Below are 22,582 nucleotides of genomic sequence, written 5' to 3'. Positions count from 1 at the left end.
CATTCCAACCCGTTCATGGCTGCGTCTTGCGTCGCCTACGTCGTACAGAAACGTGAGTTGAGCGTCTTCTGAGCCGCAGGAGCGAACCCCTGAAGTCTTTAAGCCTTCTTGTAGTGCGCAGTGACGTCGTGCCGGGTATCAGCGTTTCCGACAGAGACAATGATGGGGGCGCCGGACTTACTGGGCTTGACCACGGAGACGGGGCCAATGCCGCTTGGCACGCCCGATGCGGGGCCGGTGGCGCTGGAGGAGTATTCGATGACTTCGCTGTTCACGCCGCAGTACAGGGAAGCGAAGGTGCCCGGCGTGGCCGATGTGCTCGTTGCGGTGAGATAGGGACCGCCAGGCAGGCGGGACGACCCCTCGGAGGGATTCTCCGGCCAGGCGGCAGTGACCTGGAGTTGGACTGCGTGCGGGCTGTCTGGGCGGATAACCAAGAGCCCGCACTTGTGGCCGGTGACGTAGGCGATGAGGTAGTCCGGCCCGCTGCGAACCTGGGCAATGACCCGGCTGCTAGCCGGTGACAGTACCGGGTTGGCTGTATCGGAGACCTTGCCTGTGAGATCGACACGGGGCAGGGAGCTCAGGGGGGTACCCTGCGCCGAAGCGCTCCGGGTGGGGCTTGCGGCCCCGCCCGAAGACGCCGAGCACGCGACGCTGGCGAGGGAAACGGCAATGCCGATAACAACGAATTGAGTTGTACGGATCACCGTCACTCGTCTTCCCTTCCTTACACTGTCACGCCGTGATTAGTCGTTCCACTGGTTAAAGCATACGCCGACCGGCTTCAGGACCTTCCCGGTACCGATCTTCTTCCCGTCGACGATGCTGCTCTCGTCGAAGCCGTAGAGGTCGTACAGCGGATATGCCTCGATCGTCCCAAACTTTCCCTTGGGGACATCGAAAGCAGTTTGGTCTGTGACCGTGTACGTGCGGGTCACATCGAAGCCCATGCCGGCACTGACCGCGCCGGCCGAGATGCTTGCAGTAGCGCTCCACTTCGTGGCCACGGACTTCTGAACAGACATGGTCAGGGTGGTCTTCCCCGCGCCAGAGGTCTTCTGGATGACGTTCGTTCCGCACTGCTCGCCCTGGTAGACCCGGCCCGTGGCCTTCACCCAGTCGGCCCTTGGCTGCATCAGTTTGCCAGCGGTGGGGGTCAGGGCGGTGACACCGCCCCGCTTCACGATGGTGTGCGCGGTCGGGGTGAACAGCCCGGGGTCACTGGTGGCGGCCGGGGCGGCGTGGTGGTCAGCCACGGGTGCGGCCTGGGCGGTACCGGCTCCGATGACGCCCAGAGCCAGTGCGCCAGTGATTGCCGTTATTGCAATTCTCCTGTTCACAGGAAATCCCCCTCAGTGTTCCCACCTCCCCCGAATGGGCGGTGGCTACGGAATTGAACCTACACAGGGGACGGCCTGCTTGAGGGTGCGTGAACGATCTTCTGAGCTAAACCTGAGGTTTCCGAACCTGCTTCAATCTGGTCAGCCGAATACTCTTCCTCTCGCTTTTGGCCGAAACAGCTCAACCAGCGGCCCTTGCATGTGGGCAAAATGGAGCACAACAAGACAGTCGAGAAAATCGAGTGTCTGAATACGCTCGGGAAAGGTCGGTGCAATCCCACTGAAGGTCCCGCGGCAACGCGATGGGTCCCGCTCCTCCGGTGAGGTGCGGGACCCATCGTGCGGTCGGCTCAGAAGGGGAGCTCCGACCTCGTGGCTCCTCGCTTGATGGCTATGACCTGTTCGTGGAAGTCGCGTGAGGCGGCTTCGCGGGGGTACCGGGACCTGAGTTCCTTGTCTAGCTCGTCGGCGACTTAAGGACGGCAGGGGTTCGCACCTAAAGGATCAGCGTGGAGAAGGTGGGCGAAGCGCTTTGCTGAGAGCGTTCCGAGCGCGCTCACGGCTGCTCGGCATGAGGTGGGCATACACCTTCAGTGTCAGGCCCGGATCGGAGTGCCCGAGGTACTCGGCAAGGGCCTTGATGCTCTCTCCGGCGTCCAGAAGAACGGACGCGTAGAAGTGCCGCAGTGCGTGCATGCCGTGCTCGCGGGCGGCGGCGTGCTCGCGGCTCTTGGCCCTGGGGATGACGCCTGCCTTGGCGAGCGCGGGCTTCCAGTGGTCTTCGTTCAGGGACGTACGCCAGACGTGCCCGCCGTTGGGGCCCGTGAAGATGAGCCGCCGGGTGACCGGCTGGCCGTTCGCCCGCATCCACGGGAGTTTGATCTCCACGGGCGGGAACCGCTTGATGTGCTCCTGTAGCGCCTCTGCCACGGGATCGGGCAGCGGCACGTCACGGAGCTTGCCGCCCTTCGGTGGCGCGAACACGGCCTTGCTCAGACTCAGCTTGAGTTGCTGCACCACGTGCACGGTGCCGCTGTCGAAGTCGATGTCATCGACGGAGAGGCCGAGGATCTCGCCTTGCCGCAGGCCGCATCCGGCGCCCACGTCGACCATGGGCCGGAAGCGCTCGACCATGGCGCCGCGTACGGCGAAGACACGCTCAGGCTCCCAGGGGACGACGCGGCGCGTGCCCATGGCCGGCGGGGTGACCGTGCGCGAGTTGCAGGGGTTCCGGCGTAGGCATCCGTCCTCTACGGCGGCGGAGAGCACGGCGCGGACGTTGGAGAAGATGACGCGGGCGTACGAGCCGGACATGCCGGTCTCTTCGAGCTGTGTCACGAACTCGCGGATGTGGCTCGGCTGGAACGACCCGAGCTGACGCGACCCGATGCGAGGGAAGGCGTGCAGCTTGAGCTGAGACTCCATGGACGCACGGGTGTTGGGGTCGCCGCTCTGGCTCGCGAGCCACTTCTCAGCGAACTCCTCGAACGTCTTGCTTGTGCAGGCCGGTCGTAGCGTCCTATAGCTAGATGCCTTCCAAGCGGGGGCGACGCGAGGCCGCCCTGGATTGCCGCCCGCGGCACTACTGGGTACTGGGTAGTGGATCGCGTCCCATGAAGTGGTGTAGCCGGGCAGGGTCCCGGAACGCGCGAGTGTCTGCCATGGCCGAAGTCCTCAACCGCAAACCGACTGCGGATGACCGCCGCCGGCTTCCCCACCGGAACCGAATCAACTCGACCAGCAATTACACCATTTGGTGGGACGTGATCCGGAACATCCTCACGTACTGGGCGACCGCGGTGGCGCAGAAGCGCTGGTGATGGACACGGGCGGAGCTCGCTCCGGTACCGAAGTGATAGCGGATCAGCCTCGGTTCGCCTTCGGTTGGGCCACGGAACGAACTCGGCATCCCGAATGGCATACCGCCGTCCGGGGAACGGCCCCTACTCACGGGGAGATCTGTCCGGAAATCGATGTTTGAGGCAGAGTGATTCGCGCTCTAAAGCCGGGTCGGGGCGCTGACCTGCGCTCACCGACCCAGAATGACGCGGTCGCGACAAACCTCTACCCTCTGTGCTGGCCGGATCCGGTTCACGGACCGTCCGAACATCGATCCCAGGGGGGTTCTCATGAGCTGGTTCATCGCTGCGCTCAAGAAGTACGCGGTCTTCAGCGGGCGGGCGCGCCGCAAGGAGTACTGGCTGTTCTTGCTGTTCACGTACATCACCTTCGCGGTGCTGGGCATCATCGGCACCGTGGCCGGCAAGCCGGTCGCCATCGGCCTCGTCGGCGTCGCCTACCTCTTCTTCCTGCTGCCGGCCTGGGGCGTCGGCGTGCGCCGGCTGCACGACACGGGACGCTCGGGCTGGTGGCTCCTGTTCGGGATCGTCCCGCTCGTCGGCGGTATCACCCTGCTGGTCTTCTTCTGCACGGACAGCGAGTCGGGGACCAACAAGTACGGCCCGAACCCCAAGGAGATCCAGGCGTTCGCATAAACGCCCGGGGCCGTGCGGTCCGGATCGCCGAACGAACCGGTGTACATGGCACATTGACCCCCTAGCCTCGATCTTGCATGAGGGTTCGTCAGCTTGCTGGCGGACCCTTTCTGCTCGTTCAGTGTGGAGATTTCCGCTTGCGGGCATGCTGATGGCCCGGCTCACGCGCTGCGCTGAGCGCACCCTGGATCGGCCACCACGGTCCTGGTGCTGGCTGGCTATCGGGCGGCCCCTCCCTTGTGGCGCCCGTCCGCAGGTCAGCGTGGGTCTGCCTGGGGAATCAAGCCGAGTAACTCTGAGGCGAAGCCGATCACGGGGTGGCCGAACTCAAGGAGCCCCATCAGCCGACACCCCACTACCCAGTAGACGCCCCAGTAGCGCGCTCAGAAGGCCTCTACCGGGGCGTTCCTACTGGGGACCCCACTACCCAGTAGCCGCCCACGGCGCCGACGTGGCGAACAGGGAGGGCGGCCGAAGGTCGTCCGCCCGAAGGGCGGTCCTTCTTGTTCTTCCCGAGACGAGGGCGCGCGCTCGGGAGCTCTCCCAACTCCGCTCGGCGGGGAGGTGCGCTTGTCGCATTGCTTGTCGTCTCCCTTGTCGTGCGGCTTGTCGCTTGTCTTGTCTTGTCGCTTGTCGCGCCCCAGGTCAGGGCCGGTTTCGGGCGGCGGCAAGCCGATGAGTGGTGCTTGTCTTCCGGGGGGCCGACAAGCATCGGCCAGCCGCAGGGGAGGGAGTATCGCGGTGCGCTGACGCGCGAGCGATAGTGGGCCCGGCCGGCGCCCCGTCGAAGGTGCCCAACGGGCCGAATCCCTGACGTTCCAGGCGCGATGTCGTCAGGGGCAGCCGATCGTCACGTCGCCGCACCGACCACCCGTGCCAGGTACTTGTCGAAGAGATCTGCCTTGTAGAGGAGCCCGCTGTACTCGACGGGGATCCGGTACCCGTTGACTTCGGCGGTAGGCGTGCCCGGCCCGGCGTGCCCGTTGTAATGCCCAGCGGCATCGAACACCTTCTCGGAGGAATCCACGAAATCTCGGTACTTCATGGACTTCACCGCGGTGTCGAAGGACGGGCTTCGTAGGCCCTTCACCTTGCTCGCCAATTGCAGCAGGCGCGCGTCGGTGAACCCGTCGACCTCTTCGGAAGGCTGGTTCTGGTAGAGGACGGCGTGGTACTCGGCGAACTTCCCTTTCTCCACCGCCGCGCGCAGCGCGTTGACCGCCTTCTTCGACCCGTTTCCTTCCAACCGTCCGTCCAGAAACGACGCCATCGTGTACTCGACCTTGACCTTGCGCCGCAGGATCCACTTGGTCAGGACCGGGCCGCCGCCCGAGGTCTCGAATTGCTTGCAGTACGGGCAGCGCGGGTCTTCGTAGAGGTGCACGGTAGTCCGCGCCTGGGGATCACCCACCAAGACGCTCGTGCCGTCCGGTTCCACCTGCTCGGGCACGTCAGCCGACCTGGCGTAATTGGCCTTGCCCGAGACTTGTTGTCCGCCGTCGGCGGCTGTCACCGGGTGCCGAGACCCGCAGCTCACCACGGTCGCACCGAGCACGCCTGTCAACACGGCTACCGTCAGCCGTCTACCCCCACGCGTCAACTGCATCATGCCCCCACTGCGTGTCATGGAATGGAAGGGGAGAGTAAGGCATCCGCTCCAGGACCAGGGCGGTGGGGGGTCTTCCGTGGTGCTCAGTTGCTGCCACAGGTTCCCTACGTGTTCCGGTGGGAACCCTTCGCCGTCCAGAGGCTGTTTGCGTGCGACATCACGCCTGGAATCTGAGTAACGCAGTGGTCACCCATGGGTTTAGCCGCTATCAAGGTCGCTAACGTTAGCGACTCCTGCCGCTATCGATAGCGGCAGGTCGGGCCTCATGGCTGGGACCTGTCTGGAACCTCCGAGGTCAACAAGCGACGACAGACAACGACCAACAACAACCGCCCAGTCGCAGGTCAGTTGAGGTGCCGGCCCCACTGACCAGCGCCAAAAATCGGGCGGTCGAAACCCAGGGCAAGAAGAAGTAATCGCCCACGCGTAAGCCCCCTACCTGCGGTTCCTCCGTGGGTAGGGGGCTCGTTGCTGTGCTGGGGCCGTCTTGGGGCCGTGGGACTTAACGCGGAACGTGCCACAACCGTGCCAGATGGTGCGGGAACCACGGGGAACACCGGGGAGCTAACCGCCCGGCCACCAGGCACCGACATTCCTGCGACGCAGGTCAGCCCCACAGTGAGCCCTCAGTCACCTTAGTTAGGCCGAAAGAGCGGAGGGCGTCGCTCCCCTCGCGAACGTGACTGCATGGAGTCACCTGCATGCATAAAGTGATGCCCGCTGGGAGTCGAGTAGCGGCTTCCGCTTGAGCAGGGGAGAATGACATGCCATCCATTGCCCGGACCCTTGGGGCGGTCGGTGTCGGTGCCGTGCTTGCGCTCGGCGTCACACAGTCCGCGTCGGCAGCGGAAGGACAGCTGATCATCGGCAGCACGACGTACAACAACCCCAGCGGCTGCTACATGGTGGGGAGCCTTCCGAAACAGGTGCAGAATCACACCAATGGCATCGCGTACATCTTCAGCACCAACAATTGCACGGGGTTCGTGATTCAGACTCTGACGCCCGGCACGAGCGCCCCCGACTACTACGGATACAGCGTGTACGTGGGGTAGGCCCCGCCTGCTCGCCGTGAACCGCCCGACGCTGGCCTCCACCAGCAGCACGGCCCCGGCCTGGGAGACCACCTAAGTGCCGCCGCCCTCGATGCCGACACGCGGGTGGGACCCGATACGCTTCTTCATCTGGAAAGTGCTTCTCTCCTGGCAGCCAACAGGACCCTCAGTAAGTCCTATCATTGCAGGTCAGGAGCACTTTCTGCGTTTTTGGCCAACCCTCGAACAGGCCATCTCGCGAAAGCGTGAGGTTAGCTTCCCAAGCTGAGGGCTCAGGCATCGTTCTCACGTGCTGGCCGTCTCCGCTTGCTCTTGTCCACGGCACTCGCAGCGTGGTGAAGGCCGGTGGGGGTACAGCGAGACACACGCGCGCCTGGTCGGTCGGCGCACCCGCAATCGTGGCTGACTGTCGTCGGCTGAGGTTCAGACGGGGGCATCGAAGGTGCCGGGCCGGCGCGCCAAAGCTGGGCCGTCCCCGGGCCGTCCGAGGACGCTCGACAGTGGCCAATGACGACCAACGACGACCACCACGCACACGAGTCCACCACCCCTCACCAGCAAGAACGCAGGCCACCAAGCTCCCCGGCAAGACCCAGGGCAAGAAGAAGTAAGCGCCCACGCGTAAGCCCCCTACCTGCGGTTTCTTCCGTGAGTAGGGGGCTTGGTGCTGCGTGGCCAGCGGCCTCGTGATGATCGGCAAGGCGGTGCTGGTGATATTGCACAAGCCGGAGCATGAGAAGACCTGACCAACCTGCCGTAGGCCGCAGTACGTCGGCTACCGCGCTGCGACGATCTCCTCGACCGCGCCGAGGAGCAGGTGCCACGGGTACTCCTTCGGCTTGCCCGGAGCTGCACACGAGCCCACCGCCCCTGAACAGCCAAAACCCAGCTCACCAAGATCCTCGGCAAGATCCACGGCAAGAAGAAGCAGCTCTTCCTGGCCGACTCGGACCTAGCGTGCCCGACGGGTCGGCACAGTCCCGGCGACTCTCCCGGCTACGCTCTCGCGGGAGCGCCCCGCGGCGCGTGGCTGCGGGGCGCCTTATGGGGTTTAGTCGATCTTCTGCCCGTCGTACGTACCGCCCTTGCAGGTGTTGTCCGCCAGATCGGCCGTTCCGCCGCCCTGCCTGCACTGAGAGGGGGTGACGTAGGATGGGGCACCCTGTGCAGTGGCGGCGGTGGCGGTGGCGGCGCCTGTGAGGCCCAGTCCGGCGAGGGCTGCCGTGGCGATGACGGCGGCGAGGATTCGTCGAATGCGCATGTGGTTCCCCTTTCACGGATTGCCTCGGTGGGGCCACTAGTCAGCTTGATCTTCACCCATGTGGGTGGCACGTCATGCTGCGCCATTCGGGTGGCAGTGCTGTCGGGTGCGGGGTCGGTGACGCGACCCCAGAGCAGCAGGCCGCGTCGGTCAGCGGGTGCGGAGACTGCTGGTGTACACGTCCGTACGGTTCTGCGGTGCGCCGGAGTGGGTCTCGGTGAGCACCGCCCGTACTCCCTTGCCGTCTGCCACCAGGCCTTGGTAGTCGCCGAGGAAATAGCCCCGGAGAACGGCGCCTGCAGCCAGTCGAAGACTCGCGAGATCCGTCGTTCGGTGGTGGTGTCGCCCGGCTTGAGGAAGCGCAGGTCGTAGTAAGTGAGCGCGACCGAGCCCCGTTCGGCGACCGCGATCGACGGTGAGAAGGCCGGAACTCCCTTGGGGCTGATCAGCTCCGGGTCGACGTACGCATGGGACGCACCTGCCTTCCGGGTTGGTCGTGCGGTCCTGGTCCCGGCGGGCCGGATCCACGCGGTAAGGCCGCCTGGCGACGCTCGGTGAGTGGTGCCCGGCCGGCGCACAGACTGACCGCACGATTCTGCGTCGCATCCATCGAGCCGCACCGGGACATGGTCGCCAGGCCGAAGGAGAGGGCCCCGGACCGGATGAGGCGCACTCGGACCTCCACTCGCAGGCCACTCACTCCAGCGTCGCATCCTCTCCTCCGCCCGTCCTGGGCACCCGGGGGGCGGCCGCGCTGAGTAACCGCGATCGCGCGAAGCCTGTCGCCCGCAGGACAGGGACGCTTCCGTGCCTGCAGTGGGCACGGAATGCGCTGACCGGGCCCAAAAGACGGGCCCGCCAGACCCAGGGCAAGAAGAAGTAACCCACCGCTGCGCCGGCCCGGCGCGGAGTGCGATTCAGGTCTGCTGTCTCGCCTCTGCTCGCGCTCCCGCATCGCGGAGTGCCGCGACCGCGAGCCCCTCCGGTTTCGGGCAATTGTCAGCGCAGGCGGGCGCGGATCCCCGCGCAGGGCTCTGTGAGGGGTCGGTGATGGTGGCGTGGCCCCCGTGCGCTACCGTGGCTCGCTTTTGTCGCGAACCTAGGGGGGTTTGATGCGGCGAACCACAGCAGCGGCGAGTGTCGTCACCGTGCTCGTCCCGCTTCTCCTGGCCGGCACCTCAATGGCGTCGGCCGCAGGCAATGGGGCACTCACCGTCACGACGTTGGACCGGAGCGGCAAGCCGGTTCACGCCCAGGTGGCGGTCTACAACACCAAGACGAACGACTTCCGTTACATCGACAGCAACAAGGCGACGTCGCTGCCCAACGGCAGCTACGAGCTCGCCACGTCGATCGCGGACGCCGGTGACGAGCGCGCCACCGTCGGCGGTCACAGTGTGACGGTCTCCGGGTCCACCAAGACCACGTTCGACGCCCGGCAGGGCCGCGCGGTCAACGTCTCGCTCAGCCCGAACCCGGGCAGCGGATACGACCACACGGTCAGCGCGTACGTCTGCACCTCCGACAACGGACCCGCCACCATGGGCGCGTCGGCGGACGCGGGTGACCTGTATGTGATCCCGTCGAGCAGCAAGGCGTACGAGCTGGCCTACGGCACCACGTACCAGCCGCGGTCGGCGACCGGCGGGGACTTCTGGGTGGGGTCCGCCAGGCACGCGGGCGGCGTGCCGTCCGGGGTCTCCGCGACGCTGAAGCAGTCCGCGCTGACCGCCCTCAAGGTGTCCGCCCGTTCGGGCCCCGACAGCGGAACGGCGTTCTTCTCGTTCAACTACTCGTCGTCGAGCGGCGACTCCTGTTCGTGGGGCCCGAACTCGCTCCAGTTCCAGCGTGACCTGCCCAACTCCTTCACCGCCCACCTCCCGGCCGGCCAGTGGCAGGTGGGCCAGCAGGCCAACGACTTCATCTTCGACGGGTTCCACAGCTACGCGGCCGGCAGGACGACCTCGCTGACCCTCGGCCACGCCGTCTGGGGACCCAGCGGGCGGCTGCCCAACACCTGGTACCACCAGCTGTACTTCGGGTCCATCAACCTGTTCGCCGACCCGACCCTGCCGGAGGGCGGCACGCTGGCCAGCGGCTCGGTGAAGCTGACCCACGCGGGCAAGACGCTCTACTCGCACAACTACACCCCGTCGGACGAGATCGACGCGCACCCGAAGATCCCTGGTGCCGGCTGGTACACGCTCACCGAAACCGGCCGGCGCAGCCTGCCGTCCGGTTCGCTGTCGACCACCGTGGGCCTCAGCCTGCACTTCTACGCGGACCCCAGCAAGAACCAGCAGATCCGGGACTACATCACCCGGTTCTGGCCCGATGCGCTGAACTCCAGGAACCAGGCGGCCCCCGGGTCGACCACGACCGTCGTGCTGGGCATGCAGCGCAACGGCACGGACGACAGCACGGTGCAGCAGCTGTCGGACAGCGTGCAGTCGGTCAAGGCCTGGTACACCACCGACGACGGCGTCACCTGGCACGCCACCGCCGCGAAGCTGTCCGGCGGCAAGTGGACCATCGCCGTCCACAACCCGGCCTCCGGCCGCGTCGGCCTGCGCTCGACGGTCACCGACACCCACGGCGACAGCTCGACGACGACGGTGTACAACGCGTACGCCGTGAGCTGAGGCCACCGGAGCCGCCGCCGTTCGGACGGCCACCGGACCCGCCGTGGAGACGGCCACCGCACCCGCCGTCGAGACACCGGCGGTCCGCCCGAGGGATCTCCTCGGCCGGGCCGCCGAGACCCGGGTGCTGTTCACCGTCCACTCGGGCACGGCCGCCCGGACGACGAAACGCCACGTTGGTTCCCTCAGGCTGGGAACTCGGGCGTGGAGTAGTCGGTCCGGGGGTGTCGGACGGAATACTGGTGGATCATGTCTGCTGACGGTGCGCCGCGCGACGGGGGTGATGACCATGCCGCCCGGGCAGCCTGGAGGGCCGACCGGCTGGGTGCCGCCGGAGGGGCAGGCACGGCTGCGGGTCAGTGAGACGCTGGCCGCCGCAGCGCGGGGCGCCGACCACCCGCAGGCGGTGCCGGGCGCGCTGTGCCAGGCGTGCGTACGGCTGCTGCCCGTCAGCGGTTCCTCGGTGTCGATCTCCGGCGGCAAGGGCGTACGCGTCACCTGGTGCGCCAGCGACCGGGTCGCCGCGCGGCTCGCCGAGCTGCAGTACACCGTGGGGGACGGGCCCTGCCAGACCGCGCTCGAACAGGGCGCCCCCGTCGTCGCCGCCGACCTCGCCGGCGGCCCCGACGCCCGCCGCTGGCCGATCTTCGCGCACGAGGCCATGGCCCTCGGCGTCCGCGCCGTCTTCTCGCTGCCCCTCGGTGTCAGCGGCGCCGCGATCGGCACCCTCGACCTGTACAGCGACAGCGTCGGCGGGCTCACCGAACAGGACATGCGGACCGCGCTGTGGGTGCGCGACGCCGTCACCTACGCGCTGATGAGCCTCCAGGCGGCCGGGCACGACAGCACCGAGGAAGACACGGAGGACGAGGTAGCGTCCTGGGTGGCGGCCTCCGAGGCCGACCACACCGAGGTCTACCAGGCGGTCGGCATGGTGATGGTGCAACTGGACCTGGACCCCGAGCAGGCCCTGGACCGGCTGCGGGCCCGCGCGTACGCCGAGGGCCGTACGGTCAGCCAGCTGGCCCGCGAGGTCCTGGCCCGCCGGTTCCGCTTCCGCAAGGAGCCGGACGACGGCGGTGACCGCAGGCACTACGCCGGCGAGGACGGGCGCGAGGGCGGGGACGAGGGAAGGGACGGTGAACGGTGATGGGCCGTGAACAACAGCTCGCCGAGGCGCTCGTCGGGCTGGCCGACCCCCTGGCCGACGACATCGACCCGGTGGTGCTGGTCGAGCGCCTGGCACGCAACTGCGTCGACATCACCGAAGCGGACGCGGTCGGCATCATGGTCGTCTCCGGCCGCGGTGATCTGCGCACCCTGGCGGTCACCGAGGAGGACGCGGGCGCGCTGGAGTTCTTCCAGCTCCAGGCCGACGAGGGCCCTTGCCTGGAGAGCTTCCGCGAGGACTCGCCCCCTTCGCCGTACGGCGCGGTTACCATGTTCTCCACCCACCACGATCAGCCCGGGCACGCCTACACCGGGGCCGAACTCGGTGCGCTGGACCGGGTCGCCCGGGAGGCGGGGGCGTGGCTGGACTGGTACCGGACGACCACCGTCCGGGCCGCGCTGGAGGAGCTGCACCGGCGGGCGCAGGGCGATGAGGCTGATTGAGGCTCAGTAAGGCTCATGGGTAGGGCCGGTGCGAATCGGGCGCACACCGGCCCTACGACGTGGTACCGCCCTCAGCCGCACTGGCAGGGGCCGCCGGACTGGCACCCGCAACCGCAGCCCGAGCCGCAGCCGCACGCGCCGATCAGCGCAAGGCTCCTGGTCTCGGCGGGCTGGTCGGTCTCGCGTTCCTGCGTGGGGTCGGGCGTGGCGCTGGGGGATTCGGCCATGGGTCCCTCCTAGAAGCTGGGGCAGGGATGCCCTCGCCTATTCCATGCCCGCTCCCCCAGGCGCATCAACGGCGCACAGAGGCGCCCCAGCGCCCGCACCCCCCCTTCACCAAGCCCCACCAAGCGCCCTGGCCCGCACCCGGCCAGCGTCGGGCGAGTGATCCGGTCCTTCACCGGGCGGGCGTCGGGTGGGTGATCCGGTCTTTGCCGGGCGGGCATCGGGCGAGGGACCCGGTCCCCACCCGCCGAGTGTCGGCGAGCGATCCGGTCCCCCACCCGGCAAGCGTCGGCGAGCGCGCGACCCTGCCCGGCGCCGGCGTCGGAGCAGCCCCGGCGGCCGTAGCCCCGCGAATCTCTCTGCCCGGGGCCGAAGCCCCGCGAGGCTTCTCGCGCCCGGCGAGTGTCGGCGAGCGATCCGGCCCGCGCCCGGCAGGCGTCGCCAGAGGACCCGGTCCCCACCCGGCAAGCGTCGGCGAGCGCGCGACCCTGCCCGGCGCCGGCGTCGGAGCAGCCCCGGCGGCCGTAGCCCCGCGAATCTCTCTGCCCCCGGCCGCAGCCTCGGGCCACAATTCCGAAGCCCCGTCCGCCCCGGGCCGAAGGCCGTCGAGCGCGCCCCCACCCCGCCCGGCACCAGTGCCGGGGTAGCCCCGGAAGTCGAGGCCCCGTGAAGCTCCGCGCCCCGGCTTTGGCCCCGCGAGCCCCGACTCACACCGAACCCCCGCGAGCCCCCGCCCCGGGCCGTAACCCGGCAGAGCCCGCCCAACCCGGGCCGAACCCCCGGAGGGGCTACGCGCCCTCGACCCCCGTGACCGGCTGGATGTCCGGCTGGAGTTCGTCTGCGTGTTCGCCCGTGACCAGGTAGACGACGCGCTTGGCGACGGCCACGGCGTGGTCGGCGTAGCGCTCGTAGTAGCGGCCGAGGAGGGTGACGTCCACCGCCGTCTCGATGCCGTGCTTCCAGCGCTCGTCGATCAGGTGCTGGAACAGGGTGCGGTGCAGCAGGTCCATCTCGTCGTCGTCCTGTTCCAGCTGCAGCGCCAGGTCGACGTCCTTGGTGATGATCACCTCGGCCGCCTTCGCCATCAGGCGCTGCGCGAGCTGGCCCATCTCCAGGATCGTGGCGTGCAGGTCCTGCGGCACCGCGCGCTCGGGGAAGCGCAGCCGGGCCAGCTTCGCCACGTGCTGGGCGAGGTCGCCGGACCGCTCCAGGTCGGCGGACATGCGCAGCGAGGTGACGACGATCCGCAGGTCGGTCGCCACCGGCTGCTGCCGGGCGAGCAGGGCTATGGCCCGGGCCTCCAGGTCGTGCTGGAGCTCGTCGACCTTCTGGTCGGCCTCGATCACGCTCTCGGCCAGCTTCAGGTCGGAGTCGAGGATGGCGGTCGTGGCGCGCCCGATCGCCGACCCGACCAGCCGGGCCATCTCCACCAGACCGTCGCCGATCGAGTCAAGTTCCTCGTGGTACGCGTCCCGCATCAGGGTTCCCTCTCATAGGTGTGCTTGGTCCCCACGCTCCCACGTTCTGACCCGCACGCGTCCGTTTCCGCCACCCCAAATGAATCAATCCTGGCCCCAAGGTGAACTCTGGGCGACGAGTGTCCGAGGTCGCACCTCGACGGCTGTAGTCATGTCGTAGGGCCTGCTTAACCTGGATGCATGGACGTGAACGCGGCGGTCGCCGCAGCGGCAGCGATCGCCGGGGTGCTCACCGGCGTCATCGCCATGCTGGCGTTCCGCTGGAGCGAACGCGACCAGAAGCGACCGACCAGGACTTCCTTGCACACCGATCCCGTACTCCCGCCCGGCGTGGACACCGTGCTGTCCGTGCTCCGCTCCTCGGCCGTCGTCCTCGACGAGGCCGACGCCGTCGTCAAGGCCAGCTCCGCCGCCTACGCCCTCGGGCTGGTCCGCGGCGGCAAGCTCGCCATCGAGCCCATGCTGCAGATGGCGAGGGACACCAGACGCGACGGCGAGATACGGCAGGTCGAGCTGGACCTGCCCCGGCGCGGCACCGGACGCGGCGAGGCCCTCGCCGTCTCCGCGCGCGTGGCCCCGCTCGGCTCCCGACTGGTCCTGCTGCTGGTCGAGGACCTGACCGAGGCCCGGAGGATCGAGGCCGTACGACGCGACTTCGTGGCCAATGTGAGCCATGAGCTGAAGACGCCCGTCGGCGCCCTCTCCCTCCTGTCCGAGGCGGTCATGGACGCCTCCGACGACCCCGAGGCCGTACAGCGCTTCGCGGGCCGTATGCAGATCGAGGCGACCCGCCTGACCAACCTGGTCCAGGAGCTGATCGACCTCTCCCGGGTGCAGAACGACGACCCGCTGGAGGACGCCGAGCCCGTCCGCGTGGACGAGCTGGTCGCCGAGGCGATCGACCGCTGCCGCCACCAGGCCGGCACCAAGCAGATCACCATGGCCGCGGGAGGCACCGCCGACCTGCACGTCTGGGGCAACCGCGGCCAGCTGGCCGCCGCCCTGGGCAACCTCGTCGAGAACGCCGTGAACTACTCCCCGGCCCGCACCCGCGTCGGCATAGCCGCCCGTCGGGTCAGCGCACCCGGCGGCGACATGATCGAGCTCGCCGTGACGGACCAGGGCATCGGCATCTCGGACAAGGACAAGGAGCGCATCTTCGAGCGCTTCTACCGCGTCGACCCGGCCCGCTCGCGGGCCACCGGAGGCACCGGTCTGGGTCTCGCGATCGTCAAGCACGTGGTCGCCTCGCACGGCGGGGAGGTCACGGTGTGGAGCGCCGAAGGTCAGGGCTCCACGTTCACCCTCAGGCTGCCGGAGGCGGGTGCGGCCCGCGACCGTGCACAACAGCACCCCGACCTCGACGAAGAAGACGAGGACGGCGGCGCCCCCGACTCATCCCCGTACGAACCGCTTCCCGCCCCGGAGGTCCTTCCGTGACCCGAGTGCTCGTCGTCGAGGACGAGGAGTCCTTCTCCGACGCCCTGTCGTACATGCTCCGCAAGGAGGGCTTCGAGGTCGCCATCGCGGCCACCGGCCCCGACGGACTCGACGAGTTCGAGCGCAACGGCGCCGACCTCGTCCTCCTCGACCTGATGCTGCCGGGGCTGCCCGGCACGGAGGTGTGCCGCCAGCTGCGCGGCCGCTCCAACGTCCCCGTGATCATGGTGACGGCCAAGGACAGCGAGATCGACAAGGTCGTCGGCCTGGAAATAGGAGCCGACGACTACGTCACCAAGCCCTTCTCCTCGCGCGAGCTGGTCGCCCGCATCCGTGCCGTCCTGCGCCGCCGCGGCGAGCCGGAGGAGGTCGCCCCGGCCGCGCTGGAGGCGGGCCCGGTCCGCATGGACGTCGACCGCCACGTGGTGACGGTCGCCGGCTCCAAGGTCGACCTCCCGCTGAAGGAGTTCGACCTGCTGGAGATGCTCCTGCGCAACGCCGGCCGCGTGCTCACCCGCATGCAGCTCATCGACCGCGTCTGGGGCGCCGACTACGTGGGCGACACCAAGACCCTCGACGTCCACGTCAAGCGCCTCCGCGCCAAGATCGAACCGGACCCGGGTGCGCCGCGTTACCTGGTGACGGTCCGGGGCCTGGGCTACAAGTTCGAGCCGTGATCGAGCCGACGTCGGGAACGCTCCCTGCGTGGGGGAGGGGTCCCTCGACGTCCACGTCGAGCGCATGCGCGCTGGGCCGCAAGGTCGAGCCGTAGACCGCACGAGTCCGCGGTACGAGCCGTGTGCCGGGTACGTCGGCCGCATCGGCTCCACGACGAAGGGCGGCACCCCGCTGTGGGGTGCCGCCCTCGTGCGTACGGCTGCTCAGTGGCTGCTCACTGGCCGGTGGCCGACTGCGAGGCGGAGTCGCTCGGGGCCGCGGACGCGCTGCCGCTCGCGGTCGCCGACGCGGTGGCCTTGCCCTTGCCGTGCTTGCCCGGCTTGGCGCTGCCGGAGGCCGTGGCGCCCGGCGCCCCGGAGACCGTCGCCGAAGCGGTCGGGATCTGGCTCGGACCCCACTTGTCGAAGTAGCCGGCGGCCGGCACCACGAAGGCGCGCAGGCTCACGGCACCGGTCTTGCTGAAGGTGAAGGTGATCGTCTGGGCGTTGCCGTCCTGGACCGCCGCGCGGCCGCTGGGCAGCTCGGCGGAGGCGTTGCCCGGGCCGCCGAGGATCAGGGAGCCGTGCGCCGGGACGGTCAGGCTGCCGCCCTTGGCCGGGGTCAGCTTCACGGCCTCGGTGCTGCCCGCGACGGCGATCGACTGCAGGGTCTCGTCCGTGCTGCCCTGGTTGAACAGGGTCGCGGAGACCACGGCCGGGCCCGTCGACTTCAGGTCGGGCTGGGTGATGACCGTCGCGTTCTGGACCTTGATGTTGCCGACCGTGGTCGCCGCGTTGTCCGGCTTGATCCCGAGGGTCTGGGAGTCGTTGCCGGCACCACACGCGGCGAGCGAGGCGATCGAGAAGGCGATGGCGGAGGCGGCGAGGGCGCCGCGTCGAAGGCTGCTGCTCACGGCGGCGGCAACTCCTTGAACGCGCGGGCGGCTCCCTTATAAAGCCACCCTAAGTGTCTGTCAGCGGCCTTAGGTTACCGAGCCGTTCCGGAGCCGCCGCACCCGACCCTCCCCAAGCAGCCTGCTTGCCTCCGGCTGGGGGTACCGCGAACCCTTCGTCACTGTGGTCACAGAGGACTCTCCCGTCACTTTGCCGGGCGCTCGTCCGCCATTCACATAACCGCTCGCAAAATTTCCGTGAAGGAATGCGTGCTCGCCCTCGGCGACCCTTCGGCGACTGTCTCGATATTGATCACGCGGCACCGCCCGGGCAGCCGTTGATCAATTCCGGAATCGGCCCGGATCGGCCCACAGGCACCGAACGGAGTAGCGGAAGTCGTACGCTTGGAAGCGGACAAACCGGGACGTTCATCCACTTGGAGACGGCTCCCGAAGTGTGTAACGTACGCGTTTCACCTCGCCCGGAGAGCCCCTCCGACCTGCGAATTCCCGCTTCGCGAGGCCCCTCGCAGCACGTTCCTGTCGCAGTTGTCAAGCCCCGAGATATGCCCTGACCTGCGAAAACGCCATTCAGAAGACGCCGTATCCGTGTTACCCTGGATAGCCACGGAAGGGGTACCTGTCACATGACGTTCAAGGTTGGCGACACCGTGGTCTATCCCCATCACGGGGCCGCGCTGATCGAGGCCATCGAAACTCGCCAGATCAAAGGCGTGGACAAGACCTACTTGGTGCTGAAGGTCGCCCAGGGTGACCTGACGGTACGTGTGCCAGCGGACAATGCTGAGTTCGTGGGCGTGCGTGATGTGGTCGGTCAGGACGGGCTGGACCGGGTCTTCGAGGTGCTGCGCGCGCCGTACGCCGAGGAGCCCACGAACTGGTCGCGTCGTTACAAGGCAAACCTGGAGAAGCTCGCCTCCGGCGATGTCATCAAGGTCGCGGAAGTCGTGCGTGACCTGTGGCGTCGTGAGCGCGAGCGAGGGCTCTCCGCCGGTGAGAAGCGCATGCTCGCCAAGGCCCGCCAGATCCTGGTGAGCGAGCTGGCTCTCGCGGAGAACACGAACGAGGACAAGGCCGAGGCCCTGCTCGACGAGGTGCTCGCCTCCTGACGCGCCACGGCGGCGAACCTTCGCTTCCGCCACGCTCAGCACAGTGAAATGCCGCGGTGCCCGATGACACTGACCATGTCGCCGGGCGCTGCGGCATGTTCGTCCCCGGAAATGCCGCGAACCTTCAGCGCGGCTTCGGCAGCCGGAAACGGGGCGTCGAAACGCCTGCCGTACACCTCAGGGAATGCCCCCGATACTTGATGTGCCGGGCCCGGGCAGATGGCTCGACCAGGGTCACGGAAAGGGTCCGGTCAAGGCGTCGCGCCCGGCACTCCTCCAGGCCATACCCACCTAGGTCGAGCACACAAACCTTGACAGGAACCGATGTCTGACGAATCGCGCCCTTCGCCCGCGCAGACCCCCGTCGCCGCCGTGATTCCCGCCGCCGGCCGGGGCGTACGCCTCGGTCCGGGCGCCCCCAAGGCGCTCCGCGCGCTGAACGGCACGCCCATGCTCATCCACGCGGTCCGCGCGCTCGCCGCCTCCCGCCATGTCTCCCTGGTGATCGTCGTGGCCCCGCCGGACGGCGCCGCCGAGGTCAAGTCCCTGCTCGACGCGCACGCCCTGCCGGACCGCACCGACTTCCTGGTCGTCCCCGGCGGCGACACCCGCCAGGAATCGGTCAGGCTCGGCCTCGACGCGCTTCCCCCCGAGTACGGCATCGTCCTCGTCCACGACGCGGCCCGCCCGCTCGTCCCGGTCGACACGGTCGACGCCGTCATCGAGGCGGTACGCGCGGGCGCCCCCGCCGTCGTCCCCGCGCTCCCGCTGGCCGACACCGTCAAGGAGGTCGAGCCCGCCACCGAGGCCGGCGAGCCGGAGCCCGTCGTCGCCACGCCGGAGCGCGCCCGCCTGCGCGCCGTCCAGACGCCCCAGGGCTTCGACCGGGCGACCCTGATCCACGCCCACGAGACGGTCACCGACAATGTCACCGACGACGCGAGCATGGTCGAGCAGCTGGGCCTGACGGTCGTCGCCGTACCCGGGCACGAGGAGGCCTTCAAGGTCACCCGGCCCCTCGATCTGGTCCTCGCCGAGGCGGTCCTGGCCCGCAGGAGGCTGAACGATGGCTTCTGAAGCACCGGATTTCCGGCTGCCGCCGGGTGGCGTCCTGCCGCAGGTCGGCATCGGCACCGACATCCACGCCTTCGAGGAGGGCCGCGAGCTGTGGTGCGCGGGCCTGAAGTGGGAGGGCGAGGGGGCGGGCCTCGCCGGGCACTCGGACGCGGACGTCGTCGCCCATGCCGCCTGCAACGCCCTCTTCTCCGCGGCCGGCCTCGGTGACCTGGGACAGCACTTCGGCACCGGCCGCCCCGAGTGGTCCGGCGCCTCGGGCGTGACCCTCCTGACGGAGGCCGCCCGGATCGTCCGCGAGGCCGGTTTCGCCGTGGGGAACATCGCCGTCCAGGTGGTCGGCCCCCGCCCGAAGATCGGCAAGCGCCGGGACGAGGCCCAGAAGATCCTCTCCGAGGCGGCCGGCGCGCCCGTCTCCGTCTCCGGAGCCACGACGGACGGCCTCGGTTTCCCGGGCCGTGAGGAGGGGCTGATGGCGATCGCTACGGCGCTGGTGGTCCGTACGGGCTGACGTTGCTCGTGATGCGCGTGTGCGCAGAGCGTGCGAGGGTACCCGCAGAGTCACCGCTGACCGAGGAGGTACCCATGCCCGCCACCCTGCCCGACCGGCTCAAGTCCCTGCTCGACGGTCCCGTGTTCATCGTGGTCGGCACGATCCAGCCCGACGGCCGCCCCCAGATGTCCCCGGTGTGGGTGAAGCGGGACGGTGACCAGATCCTGTTCTCCACCACCGTCGACCGCCGCAAGAAGAAGAACCTCGACCGCGACCCCCGGGTGAGCGTCGTTGTCCAGGACCCCGAGATGCCGTACGCCTACGGCGAGATCCGGGGCACCGCGGAGCTCACCACGCAGGGCGCCAAGGCCCTGATCGACGAACTGTCCATGAAATACACCGGCAAGAAATACGCCGAGTTCAACCCGGCCTCTGCCGACGACGCCGACCGTGTGATCGTGAGGATCACGCCGGAGAAGGTCGTCGGGATGTTCTGAGGGCGCGTCCGGTGTGGTCCGGGTGGTTGGTGTTGGTGGGGTGACGGGCAGCCCGGCCTCCGCCGACGAGCCGACCGTGTGATCGTGAGGGAGGATCACGCCGGAGAAGGTCGTGGGCATGTTCTGAGGCATGCGGCACTGGGCACCACCCCGCGCCCACTACCCTGGAGTGGTGACTATTCGCCTGTACGACACCAGCGCCCGGCAGATCCGTGACTTCACCCCGCTCAAGCCGGGCTGTGTCTCGATCTACCTGTGTGGCGCCACCGTGCAGGCGGCACCGCACATCGGGCACATCCGGTCGGGGCTCAACTTCGACATCATGCGCCGCTGGTTCGCGTACCGCGGCTATGACGTGACCTTCGTCAGGAACGTCACGGACATCGACGACAAGATCATCGCCAAGGCCCATGAGCAGGGCCGGCCCTGGTGGTCGATCGGGTACGAGAACGAGCGCGCCTTCGACGAGGGCTACACCGCCCTCGGCTGCCTGCCGCCGACCTACGAGCCGCGCGCCACCGGCCACATCACCGAGATGGTCGAGATGATGCAGCGCCTCATCGACCGCGGACACGCCTACGCCGCCGACGGCAACGTCTACTTCGACGTACGGTCCTTCCCGCAGTACCTGGAGCTGTCCCGGCAGGAGCTGGACAACCTGCTCCAGCCGTCCGGCGAGGGCGAGACCGGCAAGCGGGACCCGCGCGACTTCGCCATGTGGAAGGCGGCGAAGCCGGGTGAGCCGACCTGGCCGACCCCGTGGGGCGAAGGCCGCCCCGGCTGGCACCTGGAGTGCTCGGCCATGGCGCACAAGTACCTGGGCACCGCCTTCGACATCCACGGCGGCGGCCTCGACCTGATCTTCCCGCACCACGAGAACGAGATCGCCCAGGCCAAGGCCTACGGCGACGACTTCGCGCAGTACTGGGTGCACAACGCCTGGGTCACCATGGCCGGCGACAAGATGTCCAAGTCGCTCGGCAACAGCGTGCTCGTGAGCGAGATGGTCAAGCAGTGGCGGCCCATCGTGCTCCGCTACTACCTGGGCACCCCGCACTACCGCTCGATGATCGAGTACAGCGAGGAGTCGCTGCGCGAGGCCGAGTCGGCGTTCGCGCGGATCGAGGGCTTCGTGCAGCGCGTGACCGAGCTCGCCGGGAAGACCGTGGAGCCGGCCACCGAGGTCCCGCCCGCCTTCGCCGAGGCGATGGACGACGACCTGGGTGTCCCGCAGGCCCTCGCCGTCGTGCACACCACCGTCCGGCAGGGCAACAGCGCGCTGGCCGCCGACGACAAGGACGCCGCCGTCGCCCGCCTCGCCGAGGTACGGGCCATGCTCGGCGTCCTCGGACTCGACCCGCTCGACGAGCGGTGGGCGGGGGAGTCCGACCAGGACGAGACTGTGCTCAACAAACGCGCGCACGGCGTGGTCGACAGCCTCGTCCGCCTTGTCCTCGACCAGCGTGAGTCCGCCCGCGCCCGCAAGGACTGGGCGACGGCCGACGCCATCCGCGACCAGCTGAACCAGTCGGGTCTGGTCATCGAGGACAGCCCGCAGGGTCCGCGCTGGACCCTCGGGTCCCGGTAGGCCCCGACCCTTGATCGATTGTGCCGCCCGGCCCCCCGGGCGGCACACTGCATAGACGTACGCACACTTTTTCCGTAGAGAACAGGTAGGTCATGGCCGCGAACAACCGCCGCATGTCCGGCAAGAAGGGCGCGCAGGTCGGCAGCGGCGGCAAGCGACGCCGGGGCCTGGAGGGCAAGGGCCCGACCCCGCCCGCCGAGATGCGCAAGGGCCACGCCAAGCAGCGCGCCGCCGCGGCCAAGGCCCGCCGCGCCCAGGGCCGCACGCCGCAGCGCCGGGGCGGCGGCAAGTCGGCCTCCGAGCTGGTCGTGGGCCGTAACCCGGTGGTCGAGGCGCTGCGCGAGGGCGTGCCCGCCTCCACCCTCTACGTCCAGCAGTTCATCGACAACGACGAGCGCGTCCGCGAGGCCCTCCAGCTCGCCGCCGAGCGCGGCGGCATCAACCTGATGGAGGCCCCGCGCCCCGAGCTGGACCGGATGACGAACGGCCTCAACCACCAGGGCCTGGTCCTGCAGGTCCCGCCGTACGAGTACGCGCACCCCGAGGACCTCACCGAAGCCGCCTACGACGAGGGCGAGGATCCGCTGATCGTCGCCCTGGACGGCGTCACCGACCCGCGCAACCTCGGTGCGGTCGTGCGCTCCGTCTCCGCCTTCGGCGGCCACGGCGTGGTCGTGCCCGAGCGCCGCTCGGCCGGCATGACCGCCGGCGCCTGGAAGACCTCCGCCGGCACGGCCGCCCGCACCCCGGTCGCGCGCGCCACCAACCTCACCCGGGCCCTGGAGGCGTACAAGAAGGCCGGCATCACGGTCGTGGGCCTGGCGGCGGACGGCGAGGTCGAACTCGGCGATCTGGCGGCCCTGGACGGCCCGGTCGTCATCGTCGTCGGCAGTGAGGGCAAGGGCCTGTCCCGCCTGGTCGGCGAGACCTGCGACTTCCGTGTCCGCATCCCGATGCCGGGTGGCGCGGAGTCGCTGAACGCCGGTGTGGCGGCGGGCATCGTGCTGTACGAGGCGGCGCGCAGGCGCAGCTGACGGGACGGCACACCGACGGGGCTGAACACCCGTCCGGAATTTCACCCTTGCGGGG

The 22,582-nt window shown here is 68.8% G+C and carries 21 protein-coding genes and 1 pseudogene; 14 read left to right on the top strand and 8 right to left on the bottom strand.

From position 1 onward, the window contains the following. Positions 1-98: 98 nt before the first annotated feature. The 3 genes and pseudogenes from ACWCQS_RS19540 to ACWCQS_RS19530 form a co-directional block, all read right to left on the bottom strand. Positions 99-716 (bottom strand): hypothetical protein, encoded by a 618-nt coding sequence (locus ACWCQS_RS19540; protein ID WP_450985693.1) that lies wholly within the window; start codon positions 714-716, stop codon positions 99-101. Positions 717-749: 33 nt separating this feature from the next. Further along, positions 750-1,343 (bottom strand): hypothetical protein, encoded by a 594-nt coding sequence (locus ACWCQS_RS19535; protein WP_451005557.1) that lies wholly within the window; start codon positions 1,341-1,343, stop codon positions 750-752. 504 nt (positions 1,344-1,847) lie between these two features. Continuing rightward, positions 1,848-2,834: pseudogene (locus tag ACWCQS_RS19530) on the bottom strand (tyrosine-type recombinase/integrase); the annotation flags it as partial. A gap of 170 nt (positions 2,835-3,004) precedes the next feature. Here ACWCQS_RS19530 and ACWCQS_RS19525 point away from each other — a divergent pair. Further along, entirely contained in the window at positions 3,005-3,163 is a 159-nt protein-coding gene (locus ACWCQS_RS19525) for a hypothetical protein (protein WP_451005556.1), read from the top strand. A 309-nt stretch (positions 3,164-3,472) separates the two neighbouring features. Then, positions 3,473-3,838, top strand: coding sequence for a DUF805 domain-containing protein (locus ACWCQS_RS19520; RefSeq protein ID WP_451005555.1), 366 nt, complete (start codon positions 3,473-3,475; stop codon positions 3,836-3,838). Positions 3,839-4,688: 850 nt separating this feature from the next. Here the strand turns inward: ACWCQS_RS19520 and ACWCQS_RS19515 are convergent. Beyond that, positions 4,689-5,405 (bottom strand): DsbA family protein, encoded by a 717-nt coding sequence (locus tag ACWCQS_RS19515; RefSeq protein WP_451005554.1) that lies wholly within the window; start codon positions 5,403-5,405, stop codon positions 4,689-4,691. 806 nt (positions 5,406-6,211) lie between these two features. Between ACWCQS_RS19515 and ACWCQS_RS19510 the strand changes: the two genes are divergently transcribed. Further along, a complete protein-coding gene (locus ACWCQS_RS19510; RefSeq protein ID WP_451005553.1) occupies positions 6,212-6,502 on the top strand; it encodes a hypothetical protein in 291 nt (96 codons plus the stop codon). Between the two features lie 1,051 nt (positions 6,503-7,553). Here ACWCQS_RS19510 and ACWCQS_RS19505 read toward each other — a convergent pair. Beyond that, the gene (locus tag ACWCQS_RS19505) at positions 7,554-7,763 is read right to left on the bottom strand and encodes a hypothetical protein (RefSeq protein ID WP_450983106.1); all 210 of its coding nucleotides are present in this window, start codon (positions 7,761-7,763) and stop codon (positions 7,554-7,556) included. Between the two features lie 1,112 nt (positions 7,764-8,875). Between ACWCQS_RS19505 and ACWCQS_RS19500 the strand changes: the two genes are divergently transcribed. The 3 genes from ACWCQS_RS19500 to ACWCQS_RS19490 all read left to right on the top strand — a co-directional run bounded on the left by ACWCQS_RS19500 (position 8,876) and on the right by ACWCQS_RS19490 (position 12,019). Then, the gene (locus ACWCQS_RS19500) at positions 8,876-10,405 is read left to right on the top strand and encodes a hypothetical protein (protein ID WP_451005552.1); all 1,530 of its coding nucleotides are present in this window, start codon (positions 8,876-8,878) and stop codon (positions 10,403-10,405) included. Between the two features lie 289 nt (positions 10,406-10,694). Further along, positions 10,695-11,555 carry a GAF and ANTAR domain-containing protein gene (locus ACWCQS_RS19495; RefSeq protein WP_451005551.1) on the top strand — a complete coding sequence of 287 codons (861 nt, stop codon included), beginning with the start codon at positions 10,695-10,697 and terminating at the stop codon, positions 11,553-11,555. Continuing rightward, on the top strand, positions 11,555-12,019 hold the full coding sequence (locus ACWCQS_RS19490; RefSeq protein WP_451005550.1) for a hypothetical protein: 465 nt from the start codon (positions 11,555-11,557) through the stop codon (positions 12,017-12,019). The genes ACWCQS_RS19495 and ACWCQS_RS19490 overlap by 1 nt, the downstream gene beginning before the upstream one ends. A 71-nt stretch (positions 12,020-12,090) precedes the next feature. Here the strand turns inward: ACWCQS_RS19490 and ACWCQS_RS19485 are convergent, their stop codons facing one another. Beyond that, entirely contained in the window at positions 12,091-12,246 is a 156-nt protein-coding gene (locus ACWCQS_RS19485; protein ID WP_451005549.1) for a hypothetical protein, read from the bottom strand. Positions 12,247-13,032: 786 nt separating this feature from the next. Continuing rightward, positions 13,033-13,722: a phosphate signaling complex protein PhoU gene (gene phoU / locus ACWCQS_RS19480; protein WP_451005548.1), complete on the bottom strand. Its 690-nt coding sequence runs from the start codon at positions 13,720-13,722 to the stop codon at positions 13,033-13,035. Between the two features lie 180 nt (positions 13,723-13,902). Between phoU and ACWCQS_RS19475 the strand changes: the two genes are divergently transcribed. Then, on the top strand, positions 13,903-15,162 hold the full coding sequence (locus tag ACWCQS_RS19475) for a sensor histidine kinase (protein ID WP_451005547.1): 1,260 nt from the start codon (positions 13,903-13,905) through the stop codon (positions 15,160-15,162). Next, the gene (locus ACWCQS_RS19470; RefSeq protein ID WP_362114769.1) at positions 15,159-15,839 is read left to right on the top strand and encodes a response regulator transcription factor; all 681 of its coding nucleotides are present in this window, start codon (positions 15,159-15,161) and stop codon (positions 15,837-15,839) included. Before ACWCQS_RS19475 ends, ACWCQS_RS19470 begins: the two co-directional genes overlap by 4 nt. A 215-nt stretch (positions 15,840-16,054) precedes the next feature. Here ACWCQS_RS19470 and ACWCQS_RS19465 read toward each other — a convergent pair whose 3' ends face one another. Further along, positions 16,055-16,732, bottom strand: coding sequence for a DUF461 domain-containing protein (locus tag ACWCQS_RS19465; protein ID WP_451005546.1), 678 nt, complete (start codon positions 16,730-16,732; stop codon positions 16,055-16,057). A 626-nt stretch (positions 16,733-17,358) separates the two neighbouring features. On the opposite strand from ACWCQS_RS19465, the gene ACWCQS_RS19460 reads away from it, so the two are divergent. The 6 genes from ACWCQS_RS19460 to rlmB all read left to right on the top strand — a co-directional run bounded on the left by ACWCQS_RS19460 (position 17,359) and on the right by rlmB (position 22,527). Continuing rightward, entirely contained in the window at positions 17,359-17,841 is a 483-nt protein-coding gene (locus ACWCQS_RS19460; protein ID WP_003953493.1) for a CarD family transcriptional regulator, read from the top strand. A gap of 324 nt (positions 17,842-18,165) precedes the next feature. Then, a complete protein-coding gene (gene ispD / locus ACWCQS_RS19455) occupies positions 18,166-18,918 on the top strand; it encodes a 2-C-methyl-D-erythritol 4-phosphate cytidylyltransferase (RefSeq protein ID WP_450983095.1) in 753 nt (250 codons plus the stop codon). Next, a complete protein-coding gene (gene ispF, locus ACWCQS_RS19450; RefSeq protein ID WP_388630742.1) occupies positions 18,908-19,426 on the top strand; it encodes a 2-C-methyl-D-erythritol 2,4-cyclodiphosphate synthase in 519 nt (172 codons plus the stop codon). Before ispD ends, ispF begins: the two co-directional genes overlap by 11 nt. A 74-nt stretch (positions 19,427-19,500) precedes the next feature. Beyond that, positions 19,501-19,905, top strand: a complete 405-nt coding sequence (locus tag ACWCQS_RS19445) for a PPOX class F420-dependent oxidoreductase (RefSeq protein ID WP_451005545.1) — start codon at positions 19,501-19,503, stop codon at positions 19,903-19,905. A gap of 172 nt (positions 19,906-20,077) precedes the next feature. Further along, positions 20,078-21,493 carry a cysteine--tRNA ligase gene (gene cysS / locus ACWCQS_RS19440; protein WP_451005544.1) on the top strand — a complete coding sequence of 472 codons (1,416 nt, stop codon included), beginning with the start codon at positions 20,078-20,080 and terminating at the stop codon, positions 21,491-21,493. A 92-nt stretch (positions 21,494-21,585) separates the two neighbouring features. After that, entirely contained in the window at positions 21,586-22,527 is a 942-nt protein-coding gene (gene rlmB / locus ACWCQS_RS19435) for a 23S rRNA (guanosine(2251)-2'-O)-methyltransferase RlmB (RefSeq protein WP_450983091.1), read from the top strand. Positions 22,528-22,582 lie beyond the last annotated feature (55 nt).

The organism is Streptomyces sp. NPDC002076 (assembly GCF_053593835.1).
The sequence above is the reverse complement of the archived record's forward strand: the minus strand, read 5'-3'. Positions and strand labels throughout refer to the sequence as shown.